At 58.1% G+C, this 25,635-nt stretch carries 19 protein-coding genes and 1 tRNA gene; 7 read left to right on the forward strand and 13 right to left on the reverse strand.

Annotated elements, in window-relative coordinates:
• Nucleotides 1–2 precede the first annotated feature (2 nt).
• From pheT to ABCS64_RS03945, 7 genes are all read right to left on the reverse strand, one after another.
• Nucleotides 3–2,375: a phenylalanine--tRNA ligase subunit beta gene (pheT, locus tag ABCS64_RS03915; protein ID WP_418890606.1), complete on the reverse strand. Its 2,373-nt coding sequence runs from the start codon at nt 2,373–2,375 to the stop codon at nt 3–5.
• Between the two features lie 10 nt (nt 2,376–2,385).
• A complete protein-coding gene (gene pheS, locus ABCS64_RS03920) occupies nt 2,386–3,432 on the reverse strand; it encodes a phenylalanine--tRNA ligase subunit alpha (protein WP_418890607.1) in 1,047 nt (348 codons plus the stop codon).
• Nucleotides 3,433–3,497: 65 nt separating this feature from the next.
• Nucleotides 3,498–3,857 (reverse strand): 50S ribosomal protein L20, encoded by a 360-nt coding sequence (rplT, locus tag ABCS64_RS03925; RefSeq protein ID WP_418890608.1) that lies wholly within the window; start codon nt 3,855–3,857, stop codon nt 3,498–3,500.
• 10 nt (nt 3,858–3,867) lie between these two features.
• Nucleotides 3,868–4,065: a 50S ribosomal protein L35 gene (gene rpmI, locus ABCS64_RS03930; protein WP_418890609.1), complete on the reverse strand. Its 198-nt coding sequence runs from the start codon at nt 4,063–4,065 to the stop codon at nt 3,868–3,870.
• 162 nt (nt 4,066–4,227) lie between these two features.
• The gene (gene infC, locus ABCS64_RS03935; RefSeq protein WP_418891873.1) at nt 4,228–4,749 is read right to left on the reverse strand and encodes a translation initiation factor IF-3; all 522 of its coding nucleotides are present in this window, start codon (nt 4,747–4,749) and stop codon (nt 4,228–4,230) included.
• 28 nt (nt 4,750–4,777) lie between these two features.
• A complete protein-coding gene (gene thrS / locus ABCS64_RS03940) occupies nt 4,778–6,694 on the reverse strand; it encodes a threonine--tRNA ligase (RefSeq protein WP_418890610.1) in 1,917 nt (638 codons plus the stop codon).
• A gap of 53 nt (nt 6,695–6,747) precedes the next feature.
• A tRNA-Val gene (locus ABCS64_RS03945) sits at nt 6,748–6,824 on the reverse strand.
• Nucleotides 6,825–6,918: 94 nt separating this feature from the next.
• On the opposite strand from ABCS64_RS03945, the gene ABCS64_RS03950 reads away from it, so the two are divergent.
• Nucleotides 6,919–7,254 carry a hypothetical protein gene (locus ABCS64_RS03950; RefSeq protein ID WP_418890611.1) on the forward strand — a complete coding sequence of 112 codons (336 nt, stop codon included), beginning with the start codon at nt 6,919–6,921 and terminating at the stop codon, nt 7,252–7,254.
• Between the two features lie 402 nt (nt 7,255–7,656).
• Here the strand turns inward: ABCS64_RS03950 and ABCS64_RS03955 are convergent, their stop codons facing one another.
• The 4 genes from ABCS64_RS03955 to mfd all read right to left on the reverse strand — a co-directional run bounded on the left by ABCS64_RS03955 (nt 7,657) and on the right by mfd (nt 14,769).
• On the reverse strand, nt 7,657–8,910 hold the full coding sequence (locus ABCS64_RS03955; RefSeq protein ID WP_418890612.1) for a DUF1015 domain-containing protein: 1,254 nt from the start codon (nt 8,908–8,910) through the stop codon (nt 7,657–7,659).
• A 148-nt stretch (nt 8,911–9,058) separates the two neighbouring features.
• Nucleotides 9,059–10,168 carry a 3-deoxy-7-phosphoheptulonate synthase gene (locus ABCS64_RS03960; protein ID WP_418890613.1) on the reverse strand — a complete coding sequence of 370 codons (1,110 nt, stop codon included), beginning with the start codon at nt 10,166–10,168 and terminating at the stop codon, nt 9,059–9,061.
• Between the two features lie 556 nt (nt 10,169–10,724).
• Entirely contained in the window at nt 10,725–11,186 is a 462-nt protein-coding gene (locus ABCS64_RS03965) for a hypothetical protein (protein ID WP_418890614.1), read from the reverse strand.
• Nucleotides 11,187–11,250: 64 nt separating this feature from the next.
• Complete coding sequence (gene mfd / locus ABCS64_RS03970) at nt 11,251–14,769, reverse strand: transcription-repair coupling factor (RefSeq protein WP_418890615.1); 3,519 nt, start codon at nt 14,767–14,769, stop codon at nt 11,251–11,253.
• On the opposite strand from mfd, the gene ABCS64_RS03975 reads away from it, so the two are divergent.
• The gene (locus ABCS64_RS03975; RefSeq protein ID WP_418890616.1) at nt 14,768–15,100 is read left to right on the forward strand and encodes a hypothetical protein; all 333 of its coding nucleotides are present in this window, start codon (nt 14,768–14,770) and stop codon (nt 15,098–15,100) included. The genes mfd and ABCS64_RS03975 overlap by 2 nt on opposite strands.
• Before the next feature lie 131 nt (nt 15,101–15,231).
• Here the strand turns inward: ABCS64_RS03975 and ABCS64_RS03980 are convergent, their stop codons facing one another.
• Together ABCS64_RS03980 and queF are read right to left on the reverse strand one after the other, a co-directional pair.
• Nucleotides 15,232–15,975: a YecA/YgfB family protein gene (locus tag ABCS64_RS03980; protein ID WP_418890617.1), complete on the reverse strand. Its 744-nt coding sequence runs from the start codon at nt 15,973–15,975 to the stop codon at nt 15,232–15,234.
• 15 nt (nt 15,976–15,990) lie between these two features.
• Nucleotides 15,991–16,410 carry a preQ(1) synthase gene (gene queF / locus ABCS64_RS03985; protein WP_418890618.1) on the reverse strand — a complete coding sequence of 140 codons (420 nt, stop codon included), beginning with the start codon at nt 16,408–16,410 and terminating at the stop codon, nt 15,991–15,993.
• A 227-nt stretch (nt 16,411–16,637) separates the two neighbouring features.
• On the opposite strand from queF, the gene smc reads away from it, so the two are divergent.
• From smc to ABCS64_RS04010, 5 genes are all read left to right on the forward strand, one after another.
• Nucleotides 16,638–20,141: a chromosome segregation protein SMC gene (smc, locus tag ABCS64_RS03990; RefSeq protein WP_418890619.1), complete on the forward strand. Its 3,504-nt coding sequence runs from the start codon at nt 16,638–16,640 to the stop codon at nt 20,139–20,141.
• A 14-nt stretch (nt 20,142–20,155) separates the two neighbouring features.
• Nucleotides 20,156–21,973, forward strand: a complete 1,818-nt coding sequence (locus ABCS64_RS03995) for a cell division protein ZipA C-terminal FtsZ-binding domain-containing protein (RefSeq protein ID WP_418890620.1) — start codon at nt 20,156–20,158, stop codon at nt 21,971–21,973.
• Between the two features lie 17 nt (nt 21,974–21,990).
• Nucleotides 21,991–24,096: an NAD-dependent DNA ligase LigA gene (ligA, locus tag ABCS64_RS04000; protein ID WP_418890621.1), complete on the forward strand. Its 2,106-nt coding sequence runs from the start codon at nt 21,991–21,993 to the stop codon at nt 24,094–24,096.
• Nucleotides 24,097–24,178: 82 nt separating this feature from the next.
• Nucleotides 24,179–25,087 (forward strand): UTP--glucose-1-phosphate uridylyltransferase GalU, encoded by a 909-nt coding sequence (gene galU, locus ABCS64_RS04005; RefSeq protein ID WP_418890622.1) that lies wholly within the window; start codon nt 24,179–24,181, stop codon nt 25,085–25,087.
• Entirely contained in the window at nt 25,084–25,635 is a 552-nt protein-coding gene (locus tag ABCS64_RS04010; protein ID WP_418890623.1) for a hypoxanthine-guanine phosphoribosyltransferase, read from the forward strand. The genes galU and ABCS64_RS04010 overlap by 4 nt, the downstream gene beginning before the upstream one ends.

The raw sequence follows: 25,635 nt of genomic DNA on the forward strand, positions 1-25,635 counted from the left end.
TGTTAGACGCGGAGCTGTGCGGCGCAGTTTTGTTGTAGGCAAGCTGTCAGTTCTTGCATGGCGGCATCGACCTCTGCATCTTGCAAAGTACGTTCAGTATCTTGCATAACTATACGGAAAGCAAGACTTTTTTTCCCTTGTTCAATTCCTTTTCCGGTATACACGTCGAATAAGCGAATTTCACGGATAAGCGGCGGCAACTTGCCATGGAGGCCGTCAAGAATCTGCTGAAACTCTAGCTTTCCATCAACGACAATAGCTAAATCTCGTACGACGACAGGCTGCTGAGAGATATCTGCAAAGTGAGGCGGACGGGTTTGGGTGAGAACATCCAGATCGATTTCAAAGAGTACGGGCGAAAGTGGCAGGTCGTATTTTTGCTGCCATTGTGGATGCAGCTCACCCAAATAACCGACAGGTACCTCGTCGACAACGATGCGTGCGCAGCGGCCAGGGTGCAGGGCAGGGTGAGTCGCGGCTTCAAAGCGCGCCGTTTTGGGCGCCAGTAGCAATTCAAGCTCACCTTTGAGATCGAAGAAGTCGACATTACGCGTCGGCATTCCCCATTGTTCGGGTAAAGCGCCACCGTAAGCTAAGGCGGCAAGCTTCCAGGGCTGACGAAAACCGGCGACTGGCGTACCGTTGGTATCGCGGAAGAAACAACGCCCGGTTTCGAAGAGGCGAACCCGATTTTGCTTGCGCCTGAGGTTGGTGACGACATTGGCGACAAGGCCGCCAATGAGGGTCGAGCGCATAACGCTCATCTGGCTGGCGATTGGATTAGCAAGCCGGATAGGCGAGGTATTGGCCGCAAAGTCGGTTTCCCAGGACTCGTCGATAAAAGCGTAATTAATAACCTCCTGAAAGCCACGATCGGCTAAGGTCTGCCGGATGCGCGATAGCGGGCGCACACTTTCCGTTTGCGGCAACATGGCTAGGCGCGCGTGTGGCATATGCGAAGGAATGCTGTCGTAACCGTGAATACGGGCAATTTCTTCGATCAGGTCTTCTTCAATCTCGATATCAAAGCGGTAACTTGGTGGCGTAACGGTAAAATTTTCACCATCACGCACGAAAGGCAGGTTTAGCCGCTGAAGAATATTGCCGATTTCTTCCCCGGCAATAGTGATGCCCAGTACTTTGGTGACGCGCGCCGGACGTAGGCGGATGGGGGACCGGGCGGGCAGTGTGGCCGTTGCTTCGCTGACAGGACCGGCTTGTCCGCCACAAATGTCAAGAATCAATCGGGTGGCGCGTTCGAGGGCAAGGCGCGCGCCACCGAAGTCGACACCGCGTTCAAAGCGGTATGAAGCATCGGAACTAAAGCCATAACGGCGTGCCCGTCCAGCAACGGCAGCAGGTTCGAAGAAGGCGGATTCGAGGAAAATTTCGCGTGTTTCCAGCGTAATACCGCTTTCCTCACCGCCCATGATACCGGCAACGGCGAGCGGACGACATTCATCAGTAATAAGCAGCACATCATCCTGCAATTCAAGTGTCTGTTCGTTGAGCAGCAGGATTTTCTCACCGGCATGCGCCATGCGCGCATGAATGGCGCCTTTCAGTTTGGCGTTGTCGAAAGCGTGCAGTGGCTGGCCAAGTTCGAGCATGACGTAGTTGGTAACGTCGACGAGCGCAGAAATCGAGCGAATTCCCGAGCGTTCCAGACAGCGTTTCATCCATTCCGGCGTGGGCGCTTTGGCGTCGACGCCGACGATGAGACGCCCGCAGTACAATGGGCAGGCGCCGGGCGCGTCAAGCACGATCGCACGCTGTGCATCGATTTCCGGTTTGACGGGGTTGATCTCCGGATAGGTGATTGGTGCGCCAGTCAGGGCGGCCACTTCACGGGCAACGCCGAGGAGAGAGAGACAATCGGCTCGGTTGGGCGTCAGCTTGAGCGTGAGCAACCGGTCATCCAGATCAAGGTAGGTTCGGATATTTTCACCAACCGGCGCATCTGCTGGCAAGATCAGCAAGCCCGAGGCATCGTCGGAAATACCCAGCTCGCGTGCCGAACAAAGCATGCCGCTCGATTCGATGCCGCGTACCTTGGCGATCTTGATTTTGAAGTCACCGGGTAGGTGAGCGCCCGGCAAAGCGCATGGTACTTTGATTCCCGGTGCGACATTGGGGGCGCCACAGACGATTTGTTTGATTTCTCCACCGATGTCGATGCGGCAGATGTTGAGGCGGTCCGCATCAGGATGCTTCGTGACCTCCAGTACATGGGCGACGATAACGCCTTCGAAGGCGGGGGCAACGCTTTCGTCTTCCTCAACTTCAAGGCCGGCCATCGTCAGCAGATGTGTAAATTCGACACCGGTAATTTTTGGATCGACAAAGGTGCGAAGCCAGGATTCTGAGAATTTCATGGGCAATCCATCATGCAAACTGACGCAAAAAGCGCAAATCGCCGTCAAAAAACAGGCGTAGGTCGTTAATGCCGTAACGCAGCATGGTCAGGCGATCCGGCCCCATACCGAAGGCAAAGCCGATGTATTTTTCCGGATCGATTTTTACGTGGCGTAAGACATTCGGGTGTACCATGCCGCAACCGGCAATTTCCAGCCAGCGGCCTTCTAGCGGACCACTCATGAAGGCAACGTCAATTTCGGCGGAAGGTTCGGTGAATGGAAAAAAGGACGGGCGAAAACGAACCTGCAATTCATCACTTTCGAAAAAACGGCGCAGAAAGTCGGCTACAACACCCTTCAGGTCGGAAAAACTGACATTTTCTCCAATCCAAAGTCCCTCAACTTGGTGGAACATCGGCGAATGTGTGGCGTCGGAATCAACGCGGTAAACACGGCCTGGTGCGATAATCCGGATTTCCGGCATTGTTTCGAGATGCTGGTATTTCGCTACATGCGCTTGCATATAGCGTACCTGGATTGGGCTAGTGTGCGTACGTAGCAGCACGTCGGGCGCAACCTTACCCTGTTCGTCGAACAGGTAGAAGGTGTCGTGCATCGATCGTGCTGGATGGTCTTCAGGTGTGTTCAGTGCTGTGAAATTCTGGAAGTCAGCCTCAATCTCGGGACCATCCGCGACTTCAAAACCAATCGAGCGGAAAAGCGCTTCGATGCGCTCCAGCGTGCGCGTTACCGGGTGCAGGCCACCACGTGTTTCACCGCGACCGGGCAGGGTGACATCAAGAGATTCTTCTGCCAGCCGTGTTTCCAGCATTGCAGCACGGATTGCTTCACGACGGGATGCAAGCGCATTCTCGATGCTCGTCTTGACCTGATTGATGGCAGCGCCCATCTGTTTGCGCTCTTCAGGTGAGAGCTTGGCCATGCCCTTGAGCAATTCAGTAATCTGACCGCTTTTGCCAAGGTAACGCGCTTTGATTTGCTCAAGTTTGTCTGCATCACCAATGGCGGCAAAGGCTGCAATCGCTTCCTGCGCAATCTGTTCAAGATTCAGCATGAATAAATTCCTCGTCGTCGAACAAAAAAGGGAGGCGAGTGCCTCCCTTTATCGTATCAGCCAAGTCAGGAAGCAATCTGTGCCTTGGCCTGATTGGCAAGTGCTGCGAAGGCCGGTTTGTCAAAGACAGCAAGATCAGCCAATACTTTGCGATCGACTTCGATTTGCGCCTTCTTTAGGCCGTTCATCAGCGTGCTGTACTTCAGACCTAATTCGCGTGCTGCGGCATTGATACGTGCGATCCACAAAGTGCGGAACTGACGTTTTCTTTGACGGCGATCACGATACTGGTACTGGCCGGCTTTCATTACCGCTTGTTTGGCGATGCGGTAAACATTTTTCCGACGGCCACGATAACCCTTGGCCTGAACAAGAATCTTTTTATGACGCGCACGCGCCGTAACTCCACGTTTAACTCTGGGCATATCGGTCTCCTTATGCGTAAGGCATCATGGCGAGAACCAAGGCCTTGTCGGATTCATGAACGCCGATCATGCCGCGTAACTGGCGCTTGCCTTTGGTAGTTTTTTTGGTCAGGATGTGACGCTTAAATGCCTGCGCGCGTTTGATGCGACCGCTGGCGCTGACCTTGAAACGCTTTTTAGCGCCACTTTTGGTCTTCATTTTGGGCATTGAATGCTCCTTTTTAAATATGGCGGCAGGTGGCTCCCGGCGGGCGCACTTGCTAACCTGACACCACTTAGTAAAAGTAAAACTACAATTCTACCGTGTTGTACGTAAAAATGCGGAGGCTGCGGTATTACATATGAGATATACAGTCGCGTATTGCGACTGCTATTTTTTCCGTAGTGGCGCCAGAATCATCACCATCTGACGGCCTTCCATTTTAGGCATCTGCTCAACACTGGCATAGTCCTGTAAATCGACCTTGATCCGTTCGATTTGACGCATCCCGATGTCTTGGTGGGCCATTTCACGCCCGCGAAAGCGCAAGGTGGCTTTGACTTTGTCGCCGTCTTGCAGAAAACGAATCATGTTGCGCAGTTTGATTTGGTAGTCATTTTCGTCAGTTCCTGGGCGCAATTTGACTTCTTTGACCTGAATCTGCTTTTGCTTGAGTTTCTGTTCGTGCTGGCGTTTCTGCTCTTGGTATTTGAACTTGCCGTAATCCATAATTCGGCAAACGGGCGGTTGCGCCAGTGGAGCGATTTCTACGAGATCAATACCGACTTCTTCAGCTAGATACAACGCCTGTCGCACGCTCATGATGCCGAGCGCTTCGCCCTCCACGCCGATCAGACGGATTTCTGGGGCTGTAATTTCTTCGTTGATGCGTTGTGTTTTTTGCTGTGCGATGACTTTTTCCTCCTGTTTTTTGACAAAATTAAGTCGCGCTACTACGCGTTATGACTTCCTGCTGAAGCCGTTTAATCAGAGTATCAAGTGTCATTTGACCGAGATCCTGACCACCGCGCGTTCGCACGGCAACTTTGTCCGTTGCTTTTTCCTTATCGCCGACGACAAGCTGATACGGCAGTCTATTCAGGCTATGCTCACGTATTTTATAGTTGATTTTTTCATTGCGCAAATCGGCCTCGGCGCGCAATCCCGCCTCACGTAGTGTTTTCACAACATGCTTGGTATAGTCGACCTGGCTCTCCGAAATGTTGAGAACAACGGCTTGCACTGGCGAGAGCCACAGGGGCAGGGCACCCGACCAGTTTTCGATAAGAATGCCGATGAAACGTTCAAGTGAGCCGAGAATGGCGCGGTGCAGCATGACTGGCGTATGGCGTGCATTATCTTCACCAACATACTCGGCGCCTAGGCGGCCGGGCATCGAGAAATCGACTTGTACGGTGCCGCATTGCCAAGAACGGCCGATGGCGTCCCGAATGTGAAATTCGATTTTTGGTCCATAAAATGCGCCTTCGCCGGGCAGTTCGGCCCATTCGAGACCAGATGCACGTAAGGCGGCGCGTAGGGCATTTTCGGCTTTGTCCCAAACCTCGTCGGAGCCGACGCGCCCTGCTGGGCGTAAGGCGAGCTTAACTGCGATATCGTGGAAACCGAAATCGGCGTAAACCCGTTTGACTAGTGCGTTGAACGTGGTGACTTCTGATTCGATCTGGTCTTCGGTGCAAAAAATATGTCCATCATCCTGCGTGAAACCGCGCACGCGCATGATACCGTGTAGCGCACCGGATGGCTCGTTACGGTGGCAGGAGCCAAATTCTCCATAGCGTAACGGCAGATCACGGTAACTACGCAGGCCTGTATTGAAGATCTGCACATGTCCGGGGCAGTTCATCGGCTTGATTGCGTAATCGCGTTTTTCCGATTCAGTGAGGAACATGTTGTCCTTAAAATGCGCCCAGTGTCCGGATTTCTCCCACAACGAGCGGTCAAGAATCTGTGGACATTTGACTTCCTGATAGCCGTTCTCCTGGTAAACGCGGCGCATATATTGTTCGATCTGCTGCCAGATTGTCCAGCCTTTCGGATGCCAGAAAACCATGCCGGGCGCTTCGTCCTGCAAGTGAAATAGATCGAGATGCCGACCTAGGCGGCGATGGTCGCGCCTCTCGGCTTCTTCGAGCATTGTCAGGTAAGCCTCCTGCTCTTCCTTCTTGGCCCAGGCGGTACCGTAGATACGCTGCAATTGTTCATTGTGGTGGTCGCCGCGCCAGTAGGCGCCTGCTACTTTCATCAGCTTGAAAATCTTGAGCTTGCCGGTCGACGGCACGTGTGGTCCGCGGCAAAGATCGATGAAATCGCCCTCGCGGTAGAGCGATACCGTTTCGCCGGGAGGAATGGCGGCGATCAACTCAGCTTTGTAATGTTCACCAATAGAATTAAAAAAATTTGTGGCCTTGTCGCGATCCCAGACTTCGCGCGTGATAGGGATATCGCGTTTGGCAAGCTCGGCCATGCGTTTTTCAATGGCTTGCAAATCCTCTGGCGTAAACGGACGTTTGAACGAAAAATCATAGTAGAAGCCGTTTTCGATGACTGGTCCGATTGTTACCTGTGCATCTGGAAACAGTTCCTTGACGGCGTAAGCGAGTAGATGCGCCGTTGAGTGGCGGATGATGTCTACGCCTTCGGGGTCTTTGTCGGTAATGATGGCCAGTTGCGCATTGTGTTCGATGCAGAACGAGGTATCGACCAGACGGCCGTCGACTTTACCGGCCAGTGCCGCTTTTGCGAGTCCGGCGCCGATACTTTGCGCCACTTCGGCGACGGTGACCGATTGCATGAATTCCCGCTGAGAACCATCGGGCAAGGTAATGACCGGCATTTTTTTAACCCCAGAAAAGAAAAAAGCCAGAGACACGCTCTGGCTCCGGTATTTGGTAGGCGCGATTGGACTCGAACCAACGACCCCCACCATGTCAAGGTGGTGCTCTAACCAGCTGAGCTACGCGCCTTCTTTGTCGCCGAGCAACATGCGACGTCGAAGAAAGCGGCATTATACGTGGCGAGGCTGGCAAGTCAACCTAGAATCGGTCTGGAAAAGCATCGTTGTATGTTGGCTTGCGTTCGAAGTTTAAATGGTATGCGTGGTTTTTTGCCGATGGCAAAACTTCAGTGAGACGTTGCGCTAACTCAGGTTTCGGCGGGATGCGCGGGCGTTTTCAACAACAACTGGTAAAAGGCCAGATCCAGCCAGTGAACGAATTTAAAGCCGACCTGCGTCAGTATTCCGACGCGCTTAAAGCCGAGCCGTTCATGCAAGCTGATACTGTGGCTGTTCAAGACGTCAATAACACCGATCATCGCATGTATGTCGTTTTATTCGGCTGCCGCAATCAATGCCCGCATGAGTATGTATGTATATATCCCAAATCCTTCCCATGATGTGCTGCGTGCATATACACCGAATGTTCAAAGTGTATTTATATGCCGGCCACACACGACACATGCCGTAGCTGGCAAAAGCAAGTAATTTTCCAGTATCGTTTTCTACACCGATAACCGGAAAATTGCTTTTGCGCCGCGCCTCGAACCATGCCGCCACGTTTTGCTGCGAGCGTGGCTTGTCATCGGATAGTGCTGTCAATAGCGATTGCTTCGTTGAGCATGCCGAGGGTCGCCCCGGCATGCTTCTCAAATGAGCAGTCGATAACTGCCTTTATTATGTCGCTATCGCTATTTTTATGATTTCCCGACTGCGTATTTTAGGGCATTGGGTGCGGTTGCCGTCGTTTCAGTAACGATCGCCCATTAGTGAAGTGCGTGATTCTTCGGCGTGTCACGCCGTCAGTCGAGTACGTGCGAGGCTAGACCGTCAGCCAGTTTTGGCTCAAACCAGGTTGATTTGGGGGGCATGACTTCACCGGCGTCGGCAACCGACATCAATTGGTCGAGCTGGGTCGGATACATCGAGAAAGCGACCGCCATCTCGCCGCTGTCGACGCGTTTTTCGAGTTCGCCAAGGCCGCGAATGCCGCCAACAAAGTCGATCCGTGCGTCACGGCGCAGGTCGGTGATGCCGAGTACCGGGCCAAGAATTTGCTCGGAGAGCACGGAGACATCGAGCCGACGCACCGGATCTTGCACCGGAATAAGTTCCGGCCGGATTGCCAGAGCGTACCAGCGGCCGGCGACATACATGCCGAATTCGCCAACATGTTCAGGCTTGACGGCGGTTTGGGCGGGCGTGACTGTACAGCGCTCGCCGATGGCCTTGAGGAAGCTGTCGAGGCTATGGCCGTTGAGGTCGCGGACGACGCGGTTGTAATCGAAGATGCGCATCTGCCGCGCCGGGAACACGACGGCGAGGAAGTATTCCGATTCCGCATCGCTCGCAACGTTGCCGGCTTTCCGCCGGCTTTCCGCAATGCGTGAAGCGGCGGCGGAGCGGTGATGCCCGTCGGCGATATAGAGCACCGGCATGGCATTGATGACGGCGCTGATACGGGCAATGGTGGCCTCGTCATCGATCAGCCAGACGGTATGGCGGATGCCATCATCAGCGGTCAGGTCGGCGATGGGGGCGCCGGATGTGGCCTCGGCAAGCAGACGCTCGGCTTCATCGCTGTCCGGGTGGGCAAGCAGTGCCGGGCCGGTCTGGGCATTGAGCGCCTCGATCTGGCGCACGCGGTCGTCCTCCTTCTCCGGTCGCGTGAATTCATGCTTGCGGATGCGGTTGTTATCGTAATGCGCAACCGAGGCGGTGACGATCAACCCTGTCTGCGCATGTTCGCCCATCACCAGCCGGTAGGCGTAGTAGCAGGGTTTGCGCTCACGGATCAGGATGCCGTCGTCGATCAGTCGGCGGAGATTTTCCGCCGATTTGGCATACACCTCGGGTGCGTAAGGATCGATGTTTTCGGGCAAATCGATTTCAGCTTTTGAAATGTGCAGGAAGGAATAGGGTTTGCCGGCGGCGCGTATGCGCGCCTCCTTGCTAGAAAGCACGTCATAAGGCGGAGCGGCGACCGCAGCGGCCTGCTCGGGCAGAGGGCGCAGGGCGGCAAAGGGGCGGATCAAGGGGGGTGTGGTGGGGTTCAAGTCAGTCTCCCGATCAAAAAGCAATCAATAAAACGGCGATGAAGTCACGGTTGGGTCAAATACCCAGCGGAGCGCATGCGGCTTGTCGAGGCATCAACGTAGCCATGCTGGCGGACGAATCAGTACAAATCGTATGTTCGCATAATAGCTATTCGGCGGTTGGTACGTTCCGCTTCGGTAACACATCGCGCAGCTGTGCGGCGGCTTCGCGCAGCATACGCTCTGTCGTTGCCCAGTCGACGCAGGCGTCGGTGATCGAGCAGCCGTACTTGAGCTGGGTACGATCTTTAGGAATTGGCTGGTTGCCGGCAATGAGGTTGGATTCGATCATGACGCCGACCAGCGAATGGTTTCCGTAATGGATCTGGTTGACGATGTCGGAGAGCACGAACGGTTGGAGCTTGTGATCCTTGTAGCTGTTGGCGTGCGAGCAATCGACAACCAGATTGGCCGGAAGACCGGCTTTAGTCAGCGCTTCCTCGGCAATGCGAACGCTGACCGTATCGTAATTCGGACGGTCGTCGCCGCCGCGCAATACCAGATGGGCATAATGATTGCCCCGCGTGCGCACGATCGCCGTATGACCTTCGCTGTTGATGCCCAGAAAACTGTGCTGGCGTGAGGCGGAAAGAATGGCGTTTACGGCAATGCCGATGTCACCGTTAGTCGCGTTTTTAAAGCCGACCGGCGTCGATAGACCGGAAGCCATCTCACGGTGCGTTTGCGATTCCGACGTACGCGCGCCGATCGCCGTCCATGCAATGAGATCGCCAAGATACTGCGGTGAAATCGGGTCGAGCGCCTCAGTGGCTGTCGGCAGGCCCAGTTCGGCAATCTCGTGCAGGAAAGCGCGCGCCTTTTCCATGCCTTTGTCGATACAGAACGAATCGTCCATGTAAGGGTCGTTGATAAAGCCCTTCCAGCCGGTTGTCGTGCGTGGTTTTTGAAAATAAACGCGCATGATCAGCAACAGCGTATCGTCCAGTTCATCGGCCAATGCCTTGAGCCGGCGGGCATAATCGATGCCCGCGACCGGGTCGTGAATCGAACAGGGGCCAACAACGACGAACAGGCGGGGATCACGCCGGTCGAGGATATCGCGCAAGGCTTTGCGGCCGTGTATGACGGTCTGTGCCGCCTGCCTAGAAAGCGGAATGCGCGCCAGAATTTCTTTGGGCGAAGGCATCGGCTCAAAATTGCCGACGTTGATATTTTCGATGGCGTTCTGGTCGTTGGGGGAATTGTCGGAAGGGGTCATTTTTTAGATAGGGGTAATTGAAATTTCCCAAATATTCAGGTGAGGTTGGTGTTTTGCTAATCTGGAATATTAAATATTTCAGAAATAAATTCTCTCACAAAATTATTTCTGAATCTAGTGGAATATTTTTTGTACTATTATTTCAATAAGCTATTGTTAATGCAAAAATTTTTATCGAAAACATATTCTATTTAAGCTATTTCTCCTTAACTTTGCTCAGACTGTTAAAAAAATAATAAAGTTTTATTTTTAGAGATTTTATGGAAAATACAGATCCCAGTGGGTAGTAGATATTTTATATAATAATTTATTACGCTTATATTCATCATCTAAATTTTTTGACTTTATTTAGCTTTAAACTGTTGCTGTTCTCCCAACAGGGGCAATTTTCATTGCTTCAATAAACTTGAGTAGCATTTTTCTGGCAGCATCAACTGTAGTGATCGGTAAAAGCCACGGTTTTCTTGATTTTTATGATAAAAGATCACAGTAAATCCTTTGGGTGAATTAACTTTTAACTGATTCCATAATTTCAGTCTCTGCCTTCATGTAGTATTTAAGATGTGGTCATAATAGAATGTAGAATATCATTTATTGCATTATAGAAAGCATAAGTTATTGCACAAAATATGGGGATAATAACAGTTGTTTGAAATGCACTAGAAGCTATATAAAAAAGAAAGTAAGCTTGATTTTTAAACCCTGTTGTTCGTAAAACAAGTGCTGTTAGGGTAATAAGTAGTCCGATAATTGGCGGGAGAAATAATGAAATAGTTATTGGAATGGTGATAAAGCCTATCCCATCCCAATCTATTTTTGTACACCACCAGGCGATGCTTATAGTTAGTATTACAGTTGTTGTACCGATGATATATGCTATTTTCTTTTTATTTTCTATGGTTTCTTCTGTTTTTGCACGGCGTATTATTTTAACAATAAGTCGCCCAATAAAAATCGAAACTATCGAGGTGACTAGAAACGTTGGAATATATATCATTAAAATAGCTAAACCCATCATTTATCCTTCCGAATAAAATGTCTAACATTTTTACTTTAATAATCCCATACGTTGTTTTGGCAGCTTATGCCACTTTCTCCGCACCAAGTTGTTTTAATAGCTCCCGCGTGACGGCGATGCGTTCGGCCAATGTCGGGCAGGGGCGCACAAGTGAAAGTCTATCCTGCCCAGCGAGTTTGTAGCTACGGTTTTTCTGAATCAGGTCGATGATGATGATCGGGTCGATCGGCGGCTTTGGCTCAAACTGGACATTGACGCCATTGGCCGTTGCATCCAGCTTGATGATGCCGAGCGGGCGGCAGCGCAGTCGCAGCCGGTGGCTTTCGAGCAGCGCCTGCGCCTGTGGCGGCAGTTCGCCGAAACGGTCGATGAGCTCTTCCTGCATGGCGGCGATTTCATCCGGTGAGGTGCAGTTGGCTAGGCGTTTGTAGAGCGTCAGCCGTTCATGCACGTCGGGCGCATAGTCGCTGGGCAGCAGCGTCGGCGTGTGCAGGTTGATTTCAGTCGCAATGCCCAGCGGTTCGATCAAGTCGGCCTCTTTGCCCTGACGCAGCGCGCTGACGGCGCGGTTGAGCATTTCGCTATAGAGGCTGAAACCGATTTCCTGCATGGCGCCGGACTGGTTTTCGCCGAGGATTTCGCCGGCGCCGCGAATTTCCAGGTCGTGCATGGCGAGGTAGAAACCCGCGCCCAGTTCTTCCATTGCCTGAATCGCTTCCAGCCGCTGGCGCGCCTGCTTTGTCAGGCCGCTTTTGCCGTCGGCATCGGCGCGTGTTAGCAGGTAGGCGTAGGCCTGGTGGTGCGAGCGGCCAACGCGGCCGCGCAATTGGTGCAGTTGCGCTAGCCCGAACTTGTCGGCGCGGTCGATGATGATCGTGTTGGCATGCGGATTGTCGATACCGGTTTCGATGATCGTCGTACATAACAACAGGTTGGCGCGTTGCTGGGTGAAATCGCGCATGACCCGTTCCAGCTCGCGTTCGCTCATCTGTCCGTGGCCGACGACGATGCGCGCTTCGGGCAGCAGCTTGGTGAGCTTATCGCGCATGTTTTCGATTGTGTCGACCTGATTGTGCAGAAAGTAGACTTGTCCGCCGCGCTTGAATTCGCGCAGCAGCGCCTCGCGCACGATGCCGTCCGAGTAGCGCGAGACGAAGGTTTTGATCGCCAGGCGTTTTTGCGGCGCGGTGGCAATGACCGAGAAATCACGCAGCCCTTCGAGCGAGAGGCCGAGCGTGCGCGGAATCGGCGTTGCCGTCAGCGTCAGCACGTCGACCTCGGCGCGCAGTTTCTTCAGCAGCTCCTTCTGGCGCACGCCGAAACGATGTTCCTCGTCGATGACGACGAGGCCGAGACGGGCAAAATGCACATCCTTTTGCAGCAGCCGATGCGTGCCGATGACGATGTCCGCCTTACCGTCGGCGGTTTCCTGCAAGGCGCGTTCGATTTCGCCGGTGGTTTTGAAGCGCGAGAGTTCGACGATTCTGACCGGCCAGTCGGCGAAGCGGTCGCTGAAATTCTGGAAATGCTGCTCGCACAGCAGCGTCGTCGGGCAAAGAATGGCGACCTGACGCCCGCCGGCAACGGCGCAGAAGGCGGCGCGCATTGCCACCTCGGTTTTGCCGAAACCGACATCGCCGCAAACAAGACGATCCATCGGCTTGCCGGATTGCATATCCTCAATGACGGCAGCGATGGCGGCGGCCTGATCAGGAGTTTCCTCAAAGCCGAAACCCTCGGCAAAGGCTTCGTAATCGTGCGCGGAGAACTGGAAAGCGTGGCCTTGCCGGGCGGCGCGGCGGGCATAAAGCGCCAGCAGTTCGGCGGCTGTGTCGTGCGCCTGCTGCGCGGCCTTGCGCTTGGCCTTTTCCCATTGCGGCGAACCGAGCGCGTGCAATGGCGCGGTTTCCGGGTCGGCGCCGGAATAGCGCGAGATCACGTGCAGTTGCGAGACGGGGACGTAGAGTTTGGCTTCGTCGGCGTAATGCAGTTCGAGAAATTCCGCTTCGCCCTCGCCAAGGTTGAGGTAAACCAGGCCGTGGTAGCGGGCGATCCCGTGCTGTTCATGCACCACCGGATCGCCGACTTTCAGCTCGGTCAGATCGCGCAGCCAGTTATCGAGCGAGGCTTTTTTGCCGCTACGCCGCTGGGTGCGCCGCGTCGGGCTGTCGGCGTACAGCTCGGTCTCGGTGATGATGGCGAGCGCTTCGTTTTTGTCTGCGGGCGTTGATGCGCCGTCGGCAATAAAGCCTTCGTAGAGCGGCGAAACGCCGAGCGCCAGCCGGCTGCCGCTGTCGAGAAAGCCACCCAAATCAGGGCAGGCATCGGGCTGGAAGCCGTATTCGGCGAGCAGGCCGGCCAGCGTCTCGCGGCGGCCGGCGCTTTCCGCAAGCAACAACACGCGGCCGGGAAAGCCGTCGATAAAAGCGTGCAAGCGCGCCAGGGGCGCCTCGGCGCGCCGGTTGACGGCCAACGGCGGCAGGGGACAAGAGGGGGCGGCCGGCGATGCTTCGTTACGCTTGCTCAATATGAGCCGCGTGTAGGGTTTGGCGGCGATGAAAAAATGTTCCTCGTTGAGGAACAGCGCTTCGGGCGGCAGCAGCGGCCGGTGTTTCTCGCCCGACAACATGCGGTAGCGTGACTGGGCGTCGCGCCAGAAATCGCGCAGTGCTGCGGGGACATCGTTATGCAGGCAAAGGCGCGTTCCTTCCGGTAGGTAATCGAACAGCGTCGCCGTGTTTTCAAAGAACAGCGGCAGCCAATATTCGATGCCGGCGGGCGGAATGCCGTTCGATACGTCCTTGTAGATGCCGGACTGCGCCGGGTCGCCCTCGAAGGTTGCACGGAAGCGCTGGCGGAAACGAGTGCGTCCCGTTTCATCGAGCGGGAATTCGCGCGCGGGCAGCAGACGGATTTCCGGCACCGGATAGAGCGTGCGCTGGGTGTCGACATCGAAGGTTTTGATGCTCTCGATTTCATCGTCAAACAGGTCGATGCGGAAGGGCAGCGCCGATCCCATAGGAAACAGGTCGATCAGGCCGCCGCGAATCGAATACTCGCCCGGTGAAACGACGTTGGCGACGTGCGTATAGCCGGCCAGCGTCAGTTGCGCACGAAATGCCGCGGCGTCCAGCGTTTCCCCTTGCTTGAAAAAGAACGTATAGGCGGCCAGATAGGCGGGCGGCGCCAGTCGGTATGCCGCCGTGGTGGCCGGGATGAGCAGCACGTCGCATTCGCCGCGGCTGACGCTGTGCAGCGCGGCCAGCCGTTCCGACACGAGATCATGGTGCGGCGAGAAGCTATCGTAAGGCAGTGTTTCCCAATCCGGCAGCAGGCGTACACGCAGGCTAGGCGCAAACCAGGGAATTTCGGCGAGCAGGCGGCGTGCGTCGCCCGCGTTGGCCGTGATGACGGCGATCAGCGCTCCCCGGCGGGCAGCAACAGCTTCGCCGGCGAGTTGTGCAATGTACCAGGCATCGGCAGAGCCGGAAAACGGCGGCAGGGCAATACGCTCCCCGGTTTGGCCGGCCAGATGCGGCGGGATAAGTGGCAGTCGCGGAAGTTGCGGAAGCCGCGGCGGCATGGGCTGGAGGGATGACAGCGGTTGGGCGGCAGCGCGGGAAGGCACGGTAGGCGTAGGCGGTACGGCAGGGAAGGCGGCAGATGAAACGGTAGATGCGTCAGTCGAATCGGTCATGCAGGTACAGACGTTAAGTCAGCAAAAATACGGGGCGGGAAAAACGGCGGTTTCTTATGCGTTGGTCCGCTTGGGTCAGGCGGAAGATGGATATCCATGCGGGGCAATAAATAGTATGCGGCTCAAGATCGTTGGTTTGGGATCGTTCTGGGGAAATAGCTTCAAAAATAAACAGGAACTGAACGGCAGTATGCGGCTTTGCAGGTACAGCTATTGAGCAGGCTGATAGATGCCAGATGTCGGCTCGGATCTGCAACCCTTGCAGCCGCCGCGCCGTCGGGCATTTTTTCGGGCTTTTCATGCCTCGCCAGCGGGCGGCTTGTCGTCGCGGGTATTTTTCACCGGCGCTTAGTCCCCGGATTCATCGCCACAGCAGAACTTATATTTTTTACCGCTGCCGCAGGGACATTCATCGTTGCGCCCGACTTTGGGCGCATCGCGGTGTACCGTGCCGATGCTGCGCTTGGCACGCCAGAAATTGTAGATGTCGGCAACGGCCTGCGGCAGATCGTCCTCGCAATCGGCGAGCATTTGCTCGCGTTCCTCGCCTTCCGGCCAGGGTTCGCCATGCTCGCGCGCGGCGCTTTCGGCTTCACCGGTGAGCACCATCAGCGGAAACAGGCGTTCATCAAGATAGGCGATCTCCTCATAATCTTCCTCGCTGTTCTCAGCATTTTCCTCGGAGTCGTCTTCGCCGAGAAAATCGAACCAGTCTTCTTCGGCGGAATCGACCGCCGCCAGATAGGCTTCACACCAGGGCTGGTAGTCACTCGGCGCATCGTCGCCTTCTTCGAGCGGGTAGAGCAACAGGGTCGGCGGTTCTCCGGCATTCAGATCCGCTTCCAGGGCGTCGGCGAAACGGCGCAACAGACCGGCGGCTTCCAGCCCGACCGGCTGTTCGAGCGCTTCATCGCTGCCGAGAATGTCGCTCAGCCAGCGTTCCGGCGGCATCGGGCGCGGGCCGGCCAGCGCGGCGCACAAATAACCCTGGGCCTCGTCGAGGCGCAGGGCTTCTTCCAGCGCCGGGTCGTCGAGCAGTTCTTCCAGACGGTCGAGTTCCGCATCGGTGAGCGGTATGGCGGATGGTGTCATGGCGTTGCCTCCTGTTTATCCTCGCGTGTTGGATTGACTGTCGAACCGGTCCAGCTCGACCCTTGGCACCGGCTGCCAGCCCGGTTCCCGGTGTTCAGCGACCACATTGGTGAAAATGCCGCCGCGTACGTAAAACTTGGCGGTTAGACGCATGAAGCGCGGTTTGAGCGCCTGGACGAGATCGTCAAGAATGCGGTTGGTGACGGCTTCGTGATAGCAGCCCTCGTCGCGGAACGACCAGATGTAAAGTTTGAGGCTTTTGAGTTCGACGCAGGTTTTTTCAGGGATGTAGTCGAGAATCAGCGTGGCAAAGTCGGGCTGTCCGGTCATTGGGCACAGGCAGGTAAACTCCGGGATCTCCATGTGGATGTGGAAGTCCCGCTGCGGCGCCGGATTGGGAAAGGTTTGCAGGTTTTTGCTCGGTCGGGTGCTCATGGCTGTGTAAAGTCGTTGTCCGGAGTTTGAAACGGCTGCGGAATGAATGCCGCTGACAAATGCTATTATAGGCGGACAGCGCGGCGGGCGCGATGCGCGATGGCGCAGGCGTGAAGCGCCGTTCGGAATACTCAGTGGAAATGATCGCCGGCGCAGCGTATTCGTGCTATTCATGCCATTCGCGCCGCCGCCGGCGGTGGCTCTGTCGTCTTTTGCATTGCTTTTTCATGCGCCTGACCAAACTCAAACTTGCCGGTTTCAAATCCTTTGTCGATCCGACGGCCATTGCCTTGCCCGGGCAGCTCGTCGGCGTTGTTGGTCCGAACGGTTGCGGCAAATCGAACGTGATCGACGCCGTGCGCTGGGTGCTCGGCGAATCGAAGGCTTCGGAACTGCGCGGCGAATCGATGCAGGATGTCATCTTCAATGGTTCGGGCGGCCGCAAGCCGGTGTCGCGTGCGGCGGTCGAACTGGTGTTCGACAATTCTCTCGGCCGTGCCGCCGGCCAGTGGTCGCAGTACGCCGAGCTTTCCGTCAAGCGGCAGCTCACGCGCAGCGGGCAATCCGAGTACTACATCAATAATCTGCATGTCCGCCGCAAGGACGTGACCGACCTCTTTCTGGGCACTGGCCTGGGGCCACGCGCCTATGCCATCATCGGCCAGGGAACGATCTCACGCATCATCGAAGCGCGCCCCGACGAGTTGCGCGTGTTTCTGGAAGAAGCCGCCGGCGTGACCAAATACAAGGAACGGCGCAAGGAAACTGAACGCCGTCTGGCCGACACACGCGAAAACCTGACGCGCGTCGAAGATATCCGCGCGGAACTGGGCGGTCAGATGGAACGTCTGGAAGCCCAGGCCGCGGTGGCGCGCCAGTACCGCGATTACCAGGCGGATCTGACGCACAAACAGCAGCTGCTCTGGCTGCTACGCCGCAACGAAGCGCAGGCCGAGCGCGAACGCATGGCGCAGGTCGTGGCGCATGCGGTCAATGAGCTGGAGGCGCAGCACACCGCCCTGCGTGAAACCGAAGCGCGCGTCGAAGAAGCGCGCGAACACCATTTTTCAGCCACAGACGGCGTGCAGAGCGCTCAGGGAGAAAGCTACCAGGCCAATGCCGAAGTAGCGCGGCTGGAAGCTGAAATCCGCCACCGGCGCGAATCGCGCGAAGAATATCAATCACGCCTGACGCAGCTGGAGGCCGACCGGGCGCAATGGCAGGCCGATGTCGAACGCTACGATACCGAGCGTGAACGCTGGGCGGAACTCTCGACACTGGCCGATGAGCGCGTCGAGCAGGAAAACATGCGGCTGGCGGCACAGCAAGAGCGCCTGCCGGCTGTCGAGGCTGCTTATGCGCAGGCACAGGAAAGCGTCAATCAGCAGCGACACGCACTCAGTCAGGCTGAACAGCGTTTGCAGGTCGAACTGGCCAATCGCAATCACGCGCAGCGTTCTCTGCAAATCATCGCCAGCCGGCGCGACCGCCTCGACCAGGAGCGCGCCGCGCTGCCGATGCCTGACCAGGAAGGATTTGCGCTCAAGCAGGCGACGCTGGCAACGCTGCATGAAACGATTGCCGCTATGCAGGACGATCTGGCCGAGCGCCAGCGCGATCTGCCGCATTTCGAGCAGCGCCGCCGCGAAGCGTTGGCCGCCGTGCAGCAGGCGCAGAAAGAACGTGCCGAGGCGCAAGCGCGGCGGACGGCGCTCGAACAGTTACAGAAAAAGATACAGGAGGACGGACAGCAGGATGCCTGGCTGCGTCGTTATGGTCTCGAACATCGCCAGCCTTTATGGAAATCGCTGCGTGTCGATCCGGGCTGGGAAGATGCGGTCGAAGCGGTTCTGCGCGAGCGACTCGGCGCGCTGACGGCCGATGACATTGATCCGGCCTGGAGCAAGGATCGGCCGGGCAGCCGGCTGACCTTGCTGGCGCCTACCGACGGCGCGAACGCAACAGCGCCGCAGCGCGACAGTCTGCTGAACAGGATCCAGTGTGAGGATGACGGCCTGCAGGCGGTGCTGGCCGACTGGCTGGGTGAAGTGTGCGCCGCTGACTCCCTACAGGCGGCGCTCGACAAACGCGATCATTTGCGCGGCGAAGCCTGCTGCGTAACGCCGGCGGGCGATATCGTTACCCGGCAGGGCATCACGCTCTTTGCGCCGAATGCTGCGGGACACGGAATGCTCGAGCGGCAGCGCGAAATCGATGTGCTCGCCGGGGTCATCGCCGGCCACGAAACGCGCGTGATGCAGGCGCAGGAAAACCTGGCCGCTGTCGAAACGGCGCTGGCCGAGGCGCAGGCAACCTTGCAAGAGGTGCGCGGCGAACTCGACGCACGGCAGGAAGAGGCGCACGCCATTCAGATGGAAACGCTCAGGCTTTCACAGGCGCTCGACCGCTTCCGTGACCGTCAAGCGCAGATCGAAACGGCGCTGGGCGAACTGACGGCCGAAGAAGACGAGGAGAACGAACGCCTGCTCATCGTCGACGAAGCAATCGAGGCGGCGCGCGATGCGGTTGAGTCGGTCAGGCAGCAGATGGCGCAGGCGGCCGGCGGGTTCGAGGCGGCTGGGCAGGCGCTGCGCGATGCACGCGAGCGCGTCAGCGCCGCCGAGCACGCGCTGCATGAGGCACAATTCTCCCAGCGTGAATGCCGGAGCAAGCTCGACGATCTCGGCAAGAACCGCGATCTGGCGCTTCGGCAGATCGAACGCATTGTCGATGAACTGGCGCGCTGTACGGAAGGCGCGGAGGCCATGCAGGCCGAGGATCTTGAACCGTTGCTCCAGACAGCGCTGGCCCGGCGGGTGATGTGCGAACAGGCGCTGGCGGCGGCGCGCGATGCGCTGGAGGTGGCGACGGGCGGTTTGCGCGGGCTGGAAGAGACGCGCATGAAGATCGAAATCGGGCTGGAGCCGCTGCGCGAAAAAATCGGCGATTTACGCCTCAAGGAACAGGCGGCGGCGCTCAACGTCGAGCAAATGGACGCACAACTCCGTCAGGCGCAGGCCGACGAGGCAGCGTTGGCGCCGGCCTTGCAGGGCGTGCGCGCCGGCGCGCTGCAGAGCGCCATCAGCAGCTTGCAGCATTCGATCGAATCGCTCGGCCCGGTCAATCTGGCGGCGCTGGAAGAGCTGGAGTCGGCACGCGAGCGCAAGGGCTTCCTCGACGCGCAGTCCGAGGATCTGACACAGGCGATGGAAACGCTGGAAAACGCCATTCGCCGTATCGACCGTGAAACGCGGGAACTGCTGCAAACGACGTACAACGCAGTCAACAAGAGCTTTGGCGAACTCTTTCCAACGCTGTTCGGCGGCGGCGAAGCGCGCATGATCATGACGGGCGAAGAGATTCTCGATGCGGGCCTGCAGGTGATGGCGCAGCCGCCAGGCAAGAAAAATTCGACGATTCATCTGCTCTCGGGGGGAGAAAAAGCGCTGACCGCGATTGCGCTGGTTTTTGCCATGTTCCAGCTCAATCCAGCGCCGTTCTGCCTGCTCGACGAGGTGGATGCACCGCTCGATGACAGTAATACCGAACGCTTCTGCGCAATGGTCAAGCGCATGGCGACGAATACCCAGTTTCTTTTTATCAGCCATAACAAGATTGCCATGGAAATGGCGGAACAGCTCGTCGGCGTGACGATGCAGGAATCCGGCGTGTCGCGCATCGTCGAGGTGGATATGACCGAGGCGCTGCGCATGCGTGAGCAAATTGTCTAACGGGGCAGGCGATTATGAGTGAATTGCACATGGGCCTGATTGGGCTGGGGGCGCTGGGTGTACTTGGCGTCGTGGTCTATAACGCCTGGGTGGCTTACCGCCACCGTCAGCTGGCCGGCCGCCTGCTCGATCCGCTGGAAAAGGACGTGCTGTTCGATAAACAGGCCGTACCGCCCGGCTTTGCGCCGGAAACAGAGGCCGCCGCGGAATCGGAATGGGAATCCGAATTGGAAGATGCGGCGGAAGATGTGTCGGAAGACGTGTTCGAAGATGTGCCGGAACTGTCGCCCGCATCACCGGAAACGGCGTCAGCGCCGAGCGTATTTGCGCGCACGGACGGCGCTGAGGATGATCCGCAGATAGCGGATGATCAGGCGCCTGAGGTGGCCACCGAGATGCCCGCTGCACCGGCGGCGTCCGCTGCAGAGGCGGCTTCTGTCAGCGCTTCGTTTGCCGCAGCTGCTTCGCGCTGGCTAAGTGCGCTGCATCTGCCGCGTTCGAGCGGGGAGGCTTCGTCATCCGAGGCCGAAGCTTCCGTTCGTGAACGCATTGAACCTGCCTTGGGCCATGCAGCTGCCGATATCGCGGACGAAGACAGGGGCAGCGGAGCGGATTTGCCGGAGATCGACGATACCGGCGAATTTGGCGAAATCCTGGAATCGCGGCCGTATGGCGAAAGCGGACAAACAGCGGCGATGCCACTGCCGGCCGGGCATGGGCATGCGGAATATACGGAACGCACGGAATATACCGAATATGCCGAACATGGAGCGGCCAAGACCGCCCGCACGATAGAGGCCGACGGAGGCGCTTCCGCCGCCGCCCATGAAGCTGTATGTGAACCCGTGCAGGGATCGGCTTCCGTCCCCGATGCATCTGCCTGGGGGATGGCATCAGCTGCCGCGGGCGCGGTTGATGCCGCCGTGCCGGATGCCCTTGTTGCGGCGGAGGATGCGCCGGCTGGCGTCAGCGAACCCATGCATCTGCTTTCGCCGGCGATCGATTACATCGCCACGCTGGAAACGGCGGTGGGTGTACCCGCTGCCGACTGGCTGGCGGCGCAGCAGGCGACGTTGTCGCGTGCGGACAAGCCCGTGCATTGGGCGGGGTTCGATGAAGAAAATGGTGAGTGGGTCATGCTTGGCGCGGATGTCGCGCGTGGCGGTGGCGAGCCGCGCCTGTTCCGGCATGTGCGCGCCGGCCTGCAACTGGCCGACCGGCGGGGAGCTTTGTCCGAAAACGACCTGCTCATTTTTGCCACCGCCATGGATGCGCTGGCGCGTGAGTGGCAGGCGCAGGGCCGGCCGGTCATGCTCGATTTGCCCGATCCGCGCCCGGTGCCCGCCGCTGCCGCTGATTTGGATGCTTTTTGTGTCGGCGTCGATATCCAGATTAGCCTCAACGTCATCGCGCTCAATGAAGCCTTCCCCGGCACCCAGGTTCGTGCGCTGGCCGAATCGGCGGGCATGTTCCTCGACGGGCGCGGGCGCTTTGTCCGGGTTACCGACGATGGCAGTGTTTTGTACATGCTGCTCAATCACGACCCGGCCGGATTTTCCGCCGAAAACATGCGTGCGACGTCCGTGCAGGGGCTGACCTTTCTGTTCGATGTGCCGACGGTGGCGCGCGGCGAGCGCGTTTTCGGCCAGCTTGCCGATCTCGCCGGACGCTTTGCCGACGTGCTCAAAGGCGCGCTGGTGGACGATAACCGCCGGCCATTGTCTGAGGCCTCGCTGGCGCCGATCAGCCAGCAAATCGCACAGTTCCAGGCCAGCATGGCGCAGCGCAACCTGCCGGCGGGCGGGCGTATGGCGCGGCGTCTGTTTTCCTGATGGCGACGGAGGACGCTATGGAACCGTCCCGGGAGGTCACCGAACGCGCCCGCTGGCTGCGGGCGGAAATCGAGCGGCATAACCACCATTATTACGTCCTTGATGCGCCGCTGATCGACGATGCCGATTACGATCGGCTGTTCCGCGAGTTGCAGGCTATCGAGGCGGCGCATCCGGAATTACGGACAAGCGATTCGCCGACGGGGCGTGTCGGCGGCCAGGCGCTTGACATGTTTCGGCCCGTGCGCCATGCCGTGCCGATGCTGTCGATTCGTACCGAAACCGACGACGGCGATGCTGGCGCGTTTGCTTTTGACGCCCGCGTGCGCAAGGAACTGGGCATGCCAGCAGCGGATGTGGCGGCGCCTGCGACCGGGGCGTCGGAAGTGGAATATGTGGCGGAACTCAAGTTCGACGGTTTGGCGATCAGCCTGCGTTATGAAGACGGCGTGCTGGTGCAGGCGGCGACGCGCGGTGACGGCGAAACCGGCGAGGATGTCACCGCCAACGCCCGCACGGTGGGGCAAATTCCCTTGCGTCTGCTGGGCGAGGTCCCGCGCGTGCTGGAAGTGCGCGGCGAGGTGTACATGAAATTCGCCGATTTTGAGCGCTACAACGCGCAGGCGCTGGCGAACGGCGAAAAAACGCTGGTCAACCCGCGTAATGGCGCGGCGGGGAGCATTCGCCAGCTCGATTCCAAAGTCGCTGCGGGGCGGCCGCTTTCCTTTTTTGCCTACGGTATTGGCGAAGTGCGGGATTGGCCTGCGGCGCAGCGGCCGACGACGCACGCTGGCCTGCTGGATGCGCTGGCTGCTTTTGGCCTGCCGGTTTGCGCCGAGCGCGCCATTCTGCATGGTCCGCAGGCGCTGGCCGATTTTCATCGCTGGATCGGCGAAAAGCGCATCCATCTGCCCTTTGCCATCGATGGCGTCGTATACAAGGTCAATTCCTTGGCTTTACAGGCCGAACTGGGCTTTATTTCGCGCGAACCGCGCTGGGCGGTGGCGCACAAGTACCCGCCGGAGGAGGCGCAGACCGAAGTACTCGGCATCGATGTGCAAGTCGGCCGTACCGGCGCGCTGACGCCGGTGGCGCGGCTCAAGCCGGTATTCGTCGGCGGCGCTACCGTGACCAACGCAACCTTGCACAACGAGGATGAGATCCGGCGTAAGGATGTGCGCGTCGGCGATACCGCCATTGTCCGGCGCGCCGGCGACGTGATTCCCGAAATCGTCCGTATCCTGCCGGAAAAGCGGCCGCTTCTCGCGCCCGAATTTTCCATGCCGACACGCTGCCCAGTCTGCGGATCGGCTGTCGTGCGCAGTGCCGACGAAGCGGTGGCGCGCTGTGGCGCAGGGTTGTTCTGCGCCGCGCAGCGTAAGCAGGCGCTGCTGCATTTTGTTGCGCGGCGGGCGATGGATATTGAAGGAATGGGCGAAAAGCTCGTTGATCAACTGGTCGACGGCGGCTTCGTCCATACGCCTGCCGACATTTACGGGCTGGATTTGCCGACGCTGGCGGGTCTGGAGCGCATGGCGGAAAAATCGGCGGCCAAGCTGCTGGCGGCGATCGAAAAGAGCAAGCAGACGAGCCTGCCGCGTTTCATCTATGCGCTGGGTATCCGCAACGTTGGCGAAACCACGGCCAAGGATCTGGCGCGGCACTTCGGCCATCTGGATGCGCTGGCCGCCGCCGGTACGGCGGCACTGGAGGTGGTGCCGGATGTCGGGCCGGTCGTGGCCGCCTCGATCATCGCTTTTTTTGCCGAGCCGCATCACCGCGAGATCATTGCCCGGCTGCGTGCGGCGGGCGTGGCCTGGCCGGAAACGGCGGGCGCCGCATGCACACGCGGCGATGAAGCGCCGGATCGCGCTGGCGGCGAGCTGGCCGGCAAAACTTTCGTGCTGACCGGAACCTTGCCTTCGCTTTCGCGTGAAGCGGCGACGGCGCTGATTGAGGCATCGGGCGGGCGCGTGAGCGCTTCGGTATCGAAAAAAACCGCTTACGTGCTGGCGGGCGAGGCGGCCGGTTCCAAGCTCGACAAGGCGCGGGCACTTGGCGTGCCGGTGATCGATGAGGCAGAATTGCGGCGTTTGCTGGAATTGCCGGAAGCGGGCCGATGAACTTGCCAGCCTGTCCTTTGCCGGCCCGTCGGGTCGTGCACAATGAATTCCTTAATTCCCGGAACCATCAGGAACACAACGAATGAGCAGAACCGGAACACGCAGAATCAGAAAAGCCGTTTTCCCCGTCGCCGGGATGGGCACGCGCTTCTTACCGGCGACCAAGGCCAGCCCCAAAGAGATGATGCCCATCGTCGACAAACCGCTCATTCAGTACGCCGTCGAGGAAGCCGTGGCGGCGGGCATTACCGACATGGTTTTCATCACCGGCCGTACCAAACGGGCAATCGAAGACCATTTCGACATGGCCTTCGAGCTGGAAACCGATCTGGCCGCCAGAGGCAAGACGCGCATGCTCGACGTGGTGCGCAACCTGCTTCCCGAACATATCAATTGCATTTTTATCCGTCAGCCGGCGGCATTGGGGCTGGGGCATGCCGTGCTGTGCGCCAAACCGGTGATCGGCGATGAACCCTTTGCCGTGCTGCTTGCCGACGATCTGCTCGACAGCGAGGTGCCGGTCATGAAGCAGATGGTCGAGCAGTTTGACGAACATTGCTGTTCGATCCTGGGCGCGCTCGAAGTGCCGCCGGCCGATACGGCGAGTTACGGCATCGTCAAAACGGGCGGGCAGACCCCCCCCGGCGGGCGGCTTGAGCGCATTGAGGCCATCGTCGAAAAACCGCGTCCTGAGGCGGCGCCGTCGAACATTGCCGTTGTCGGCCGCTATATCCTGACGCCGGCTATTTTTGGGCATCTCGAAAGGGCCAGGCCGGGGTCGGGCGGCGAAATCCAGCTGACGGACGGTATCGCCGCGCTGCTGGCCGAGGAGCCGGTGTTGGCGTACCGCTATTTCGGCAAGCGTTTCGATTGCGGCGCCAAGCTGGGCTACTTGCAGGCAACGGTCGAATTCGGCCTGCGCCATCCGGAAATCGGCACCGCGTTCGCCGCTTATCTGAAAGCCTTGGACGCAAACAACAGGGAGACATGAACGCCATGCAGCATTATTTTGATGAGAGGCTGGCCTCCGCCGAGCTGATTCATTCCGCCGAAACGGTCGCCGCCGCCGTCACACGGGTCGCCGGCGAAATTACGGAAAAACTCGCGGGCGCCGATCCGCTGCTGCTGTGCGTGATGAGCGGCGGTGTGCCGTTTGCCGGCCATTTGATGACGCAGCTTCAATTCCCCCTCGAATTCGACTACCTGCATGTGACCCGCTATGGGCAGAAAACCGAAGGCGGGGAACTGTCCTGGCGCGCATTGCCGGCAACACCGGTCGCGGGGCGGACGGTGCTCGTGCTCGACGACATCCTCGATGAAGGAACGACGCTGGCGGCCATTGTCGCGCGCCTGCAGGCAATGGGGGCGCAAGCCTGCTATACGGCCGTGGCGACCGAGAAGCTCAATGGCAAGAAGAAACCGATCCGTGCCGACTTTGTCGCCCTCACCGTGCCTGACCGTTTCGTTTTTGGCTTCGGCATGGACGTCAGCGGTCATTTCCGCAATCTGCCGGCGATTTACGCCATGAAGGCTGACTAA

It is taken from the genome of Dentiradicibacter hellwigii (assembly GCF_041770905.1).
GTDB lineage: Bacteria > Pseudomonadota > Gammaproteobacteria > Burkholderiales > Rhodocyclaceae > Propionivibrio > Propionivibrio hellwigii.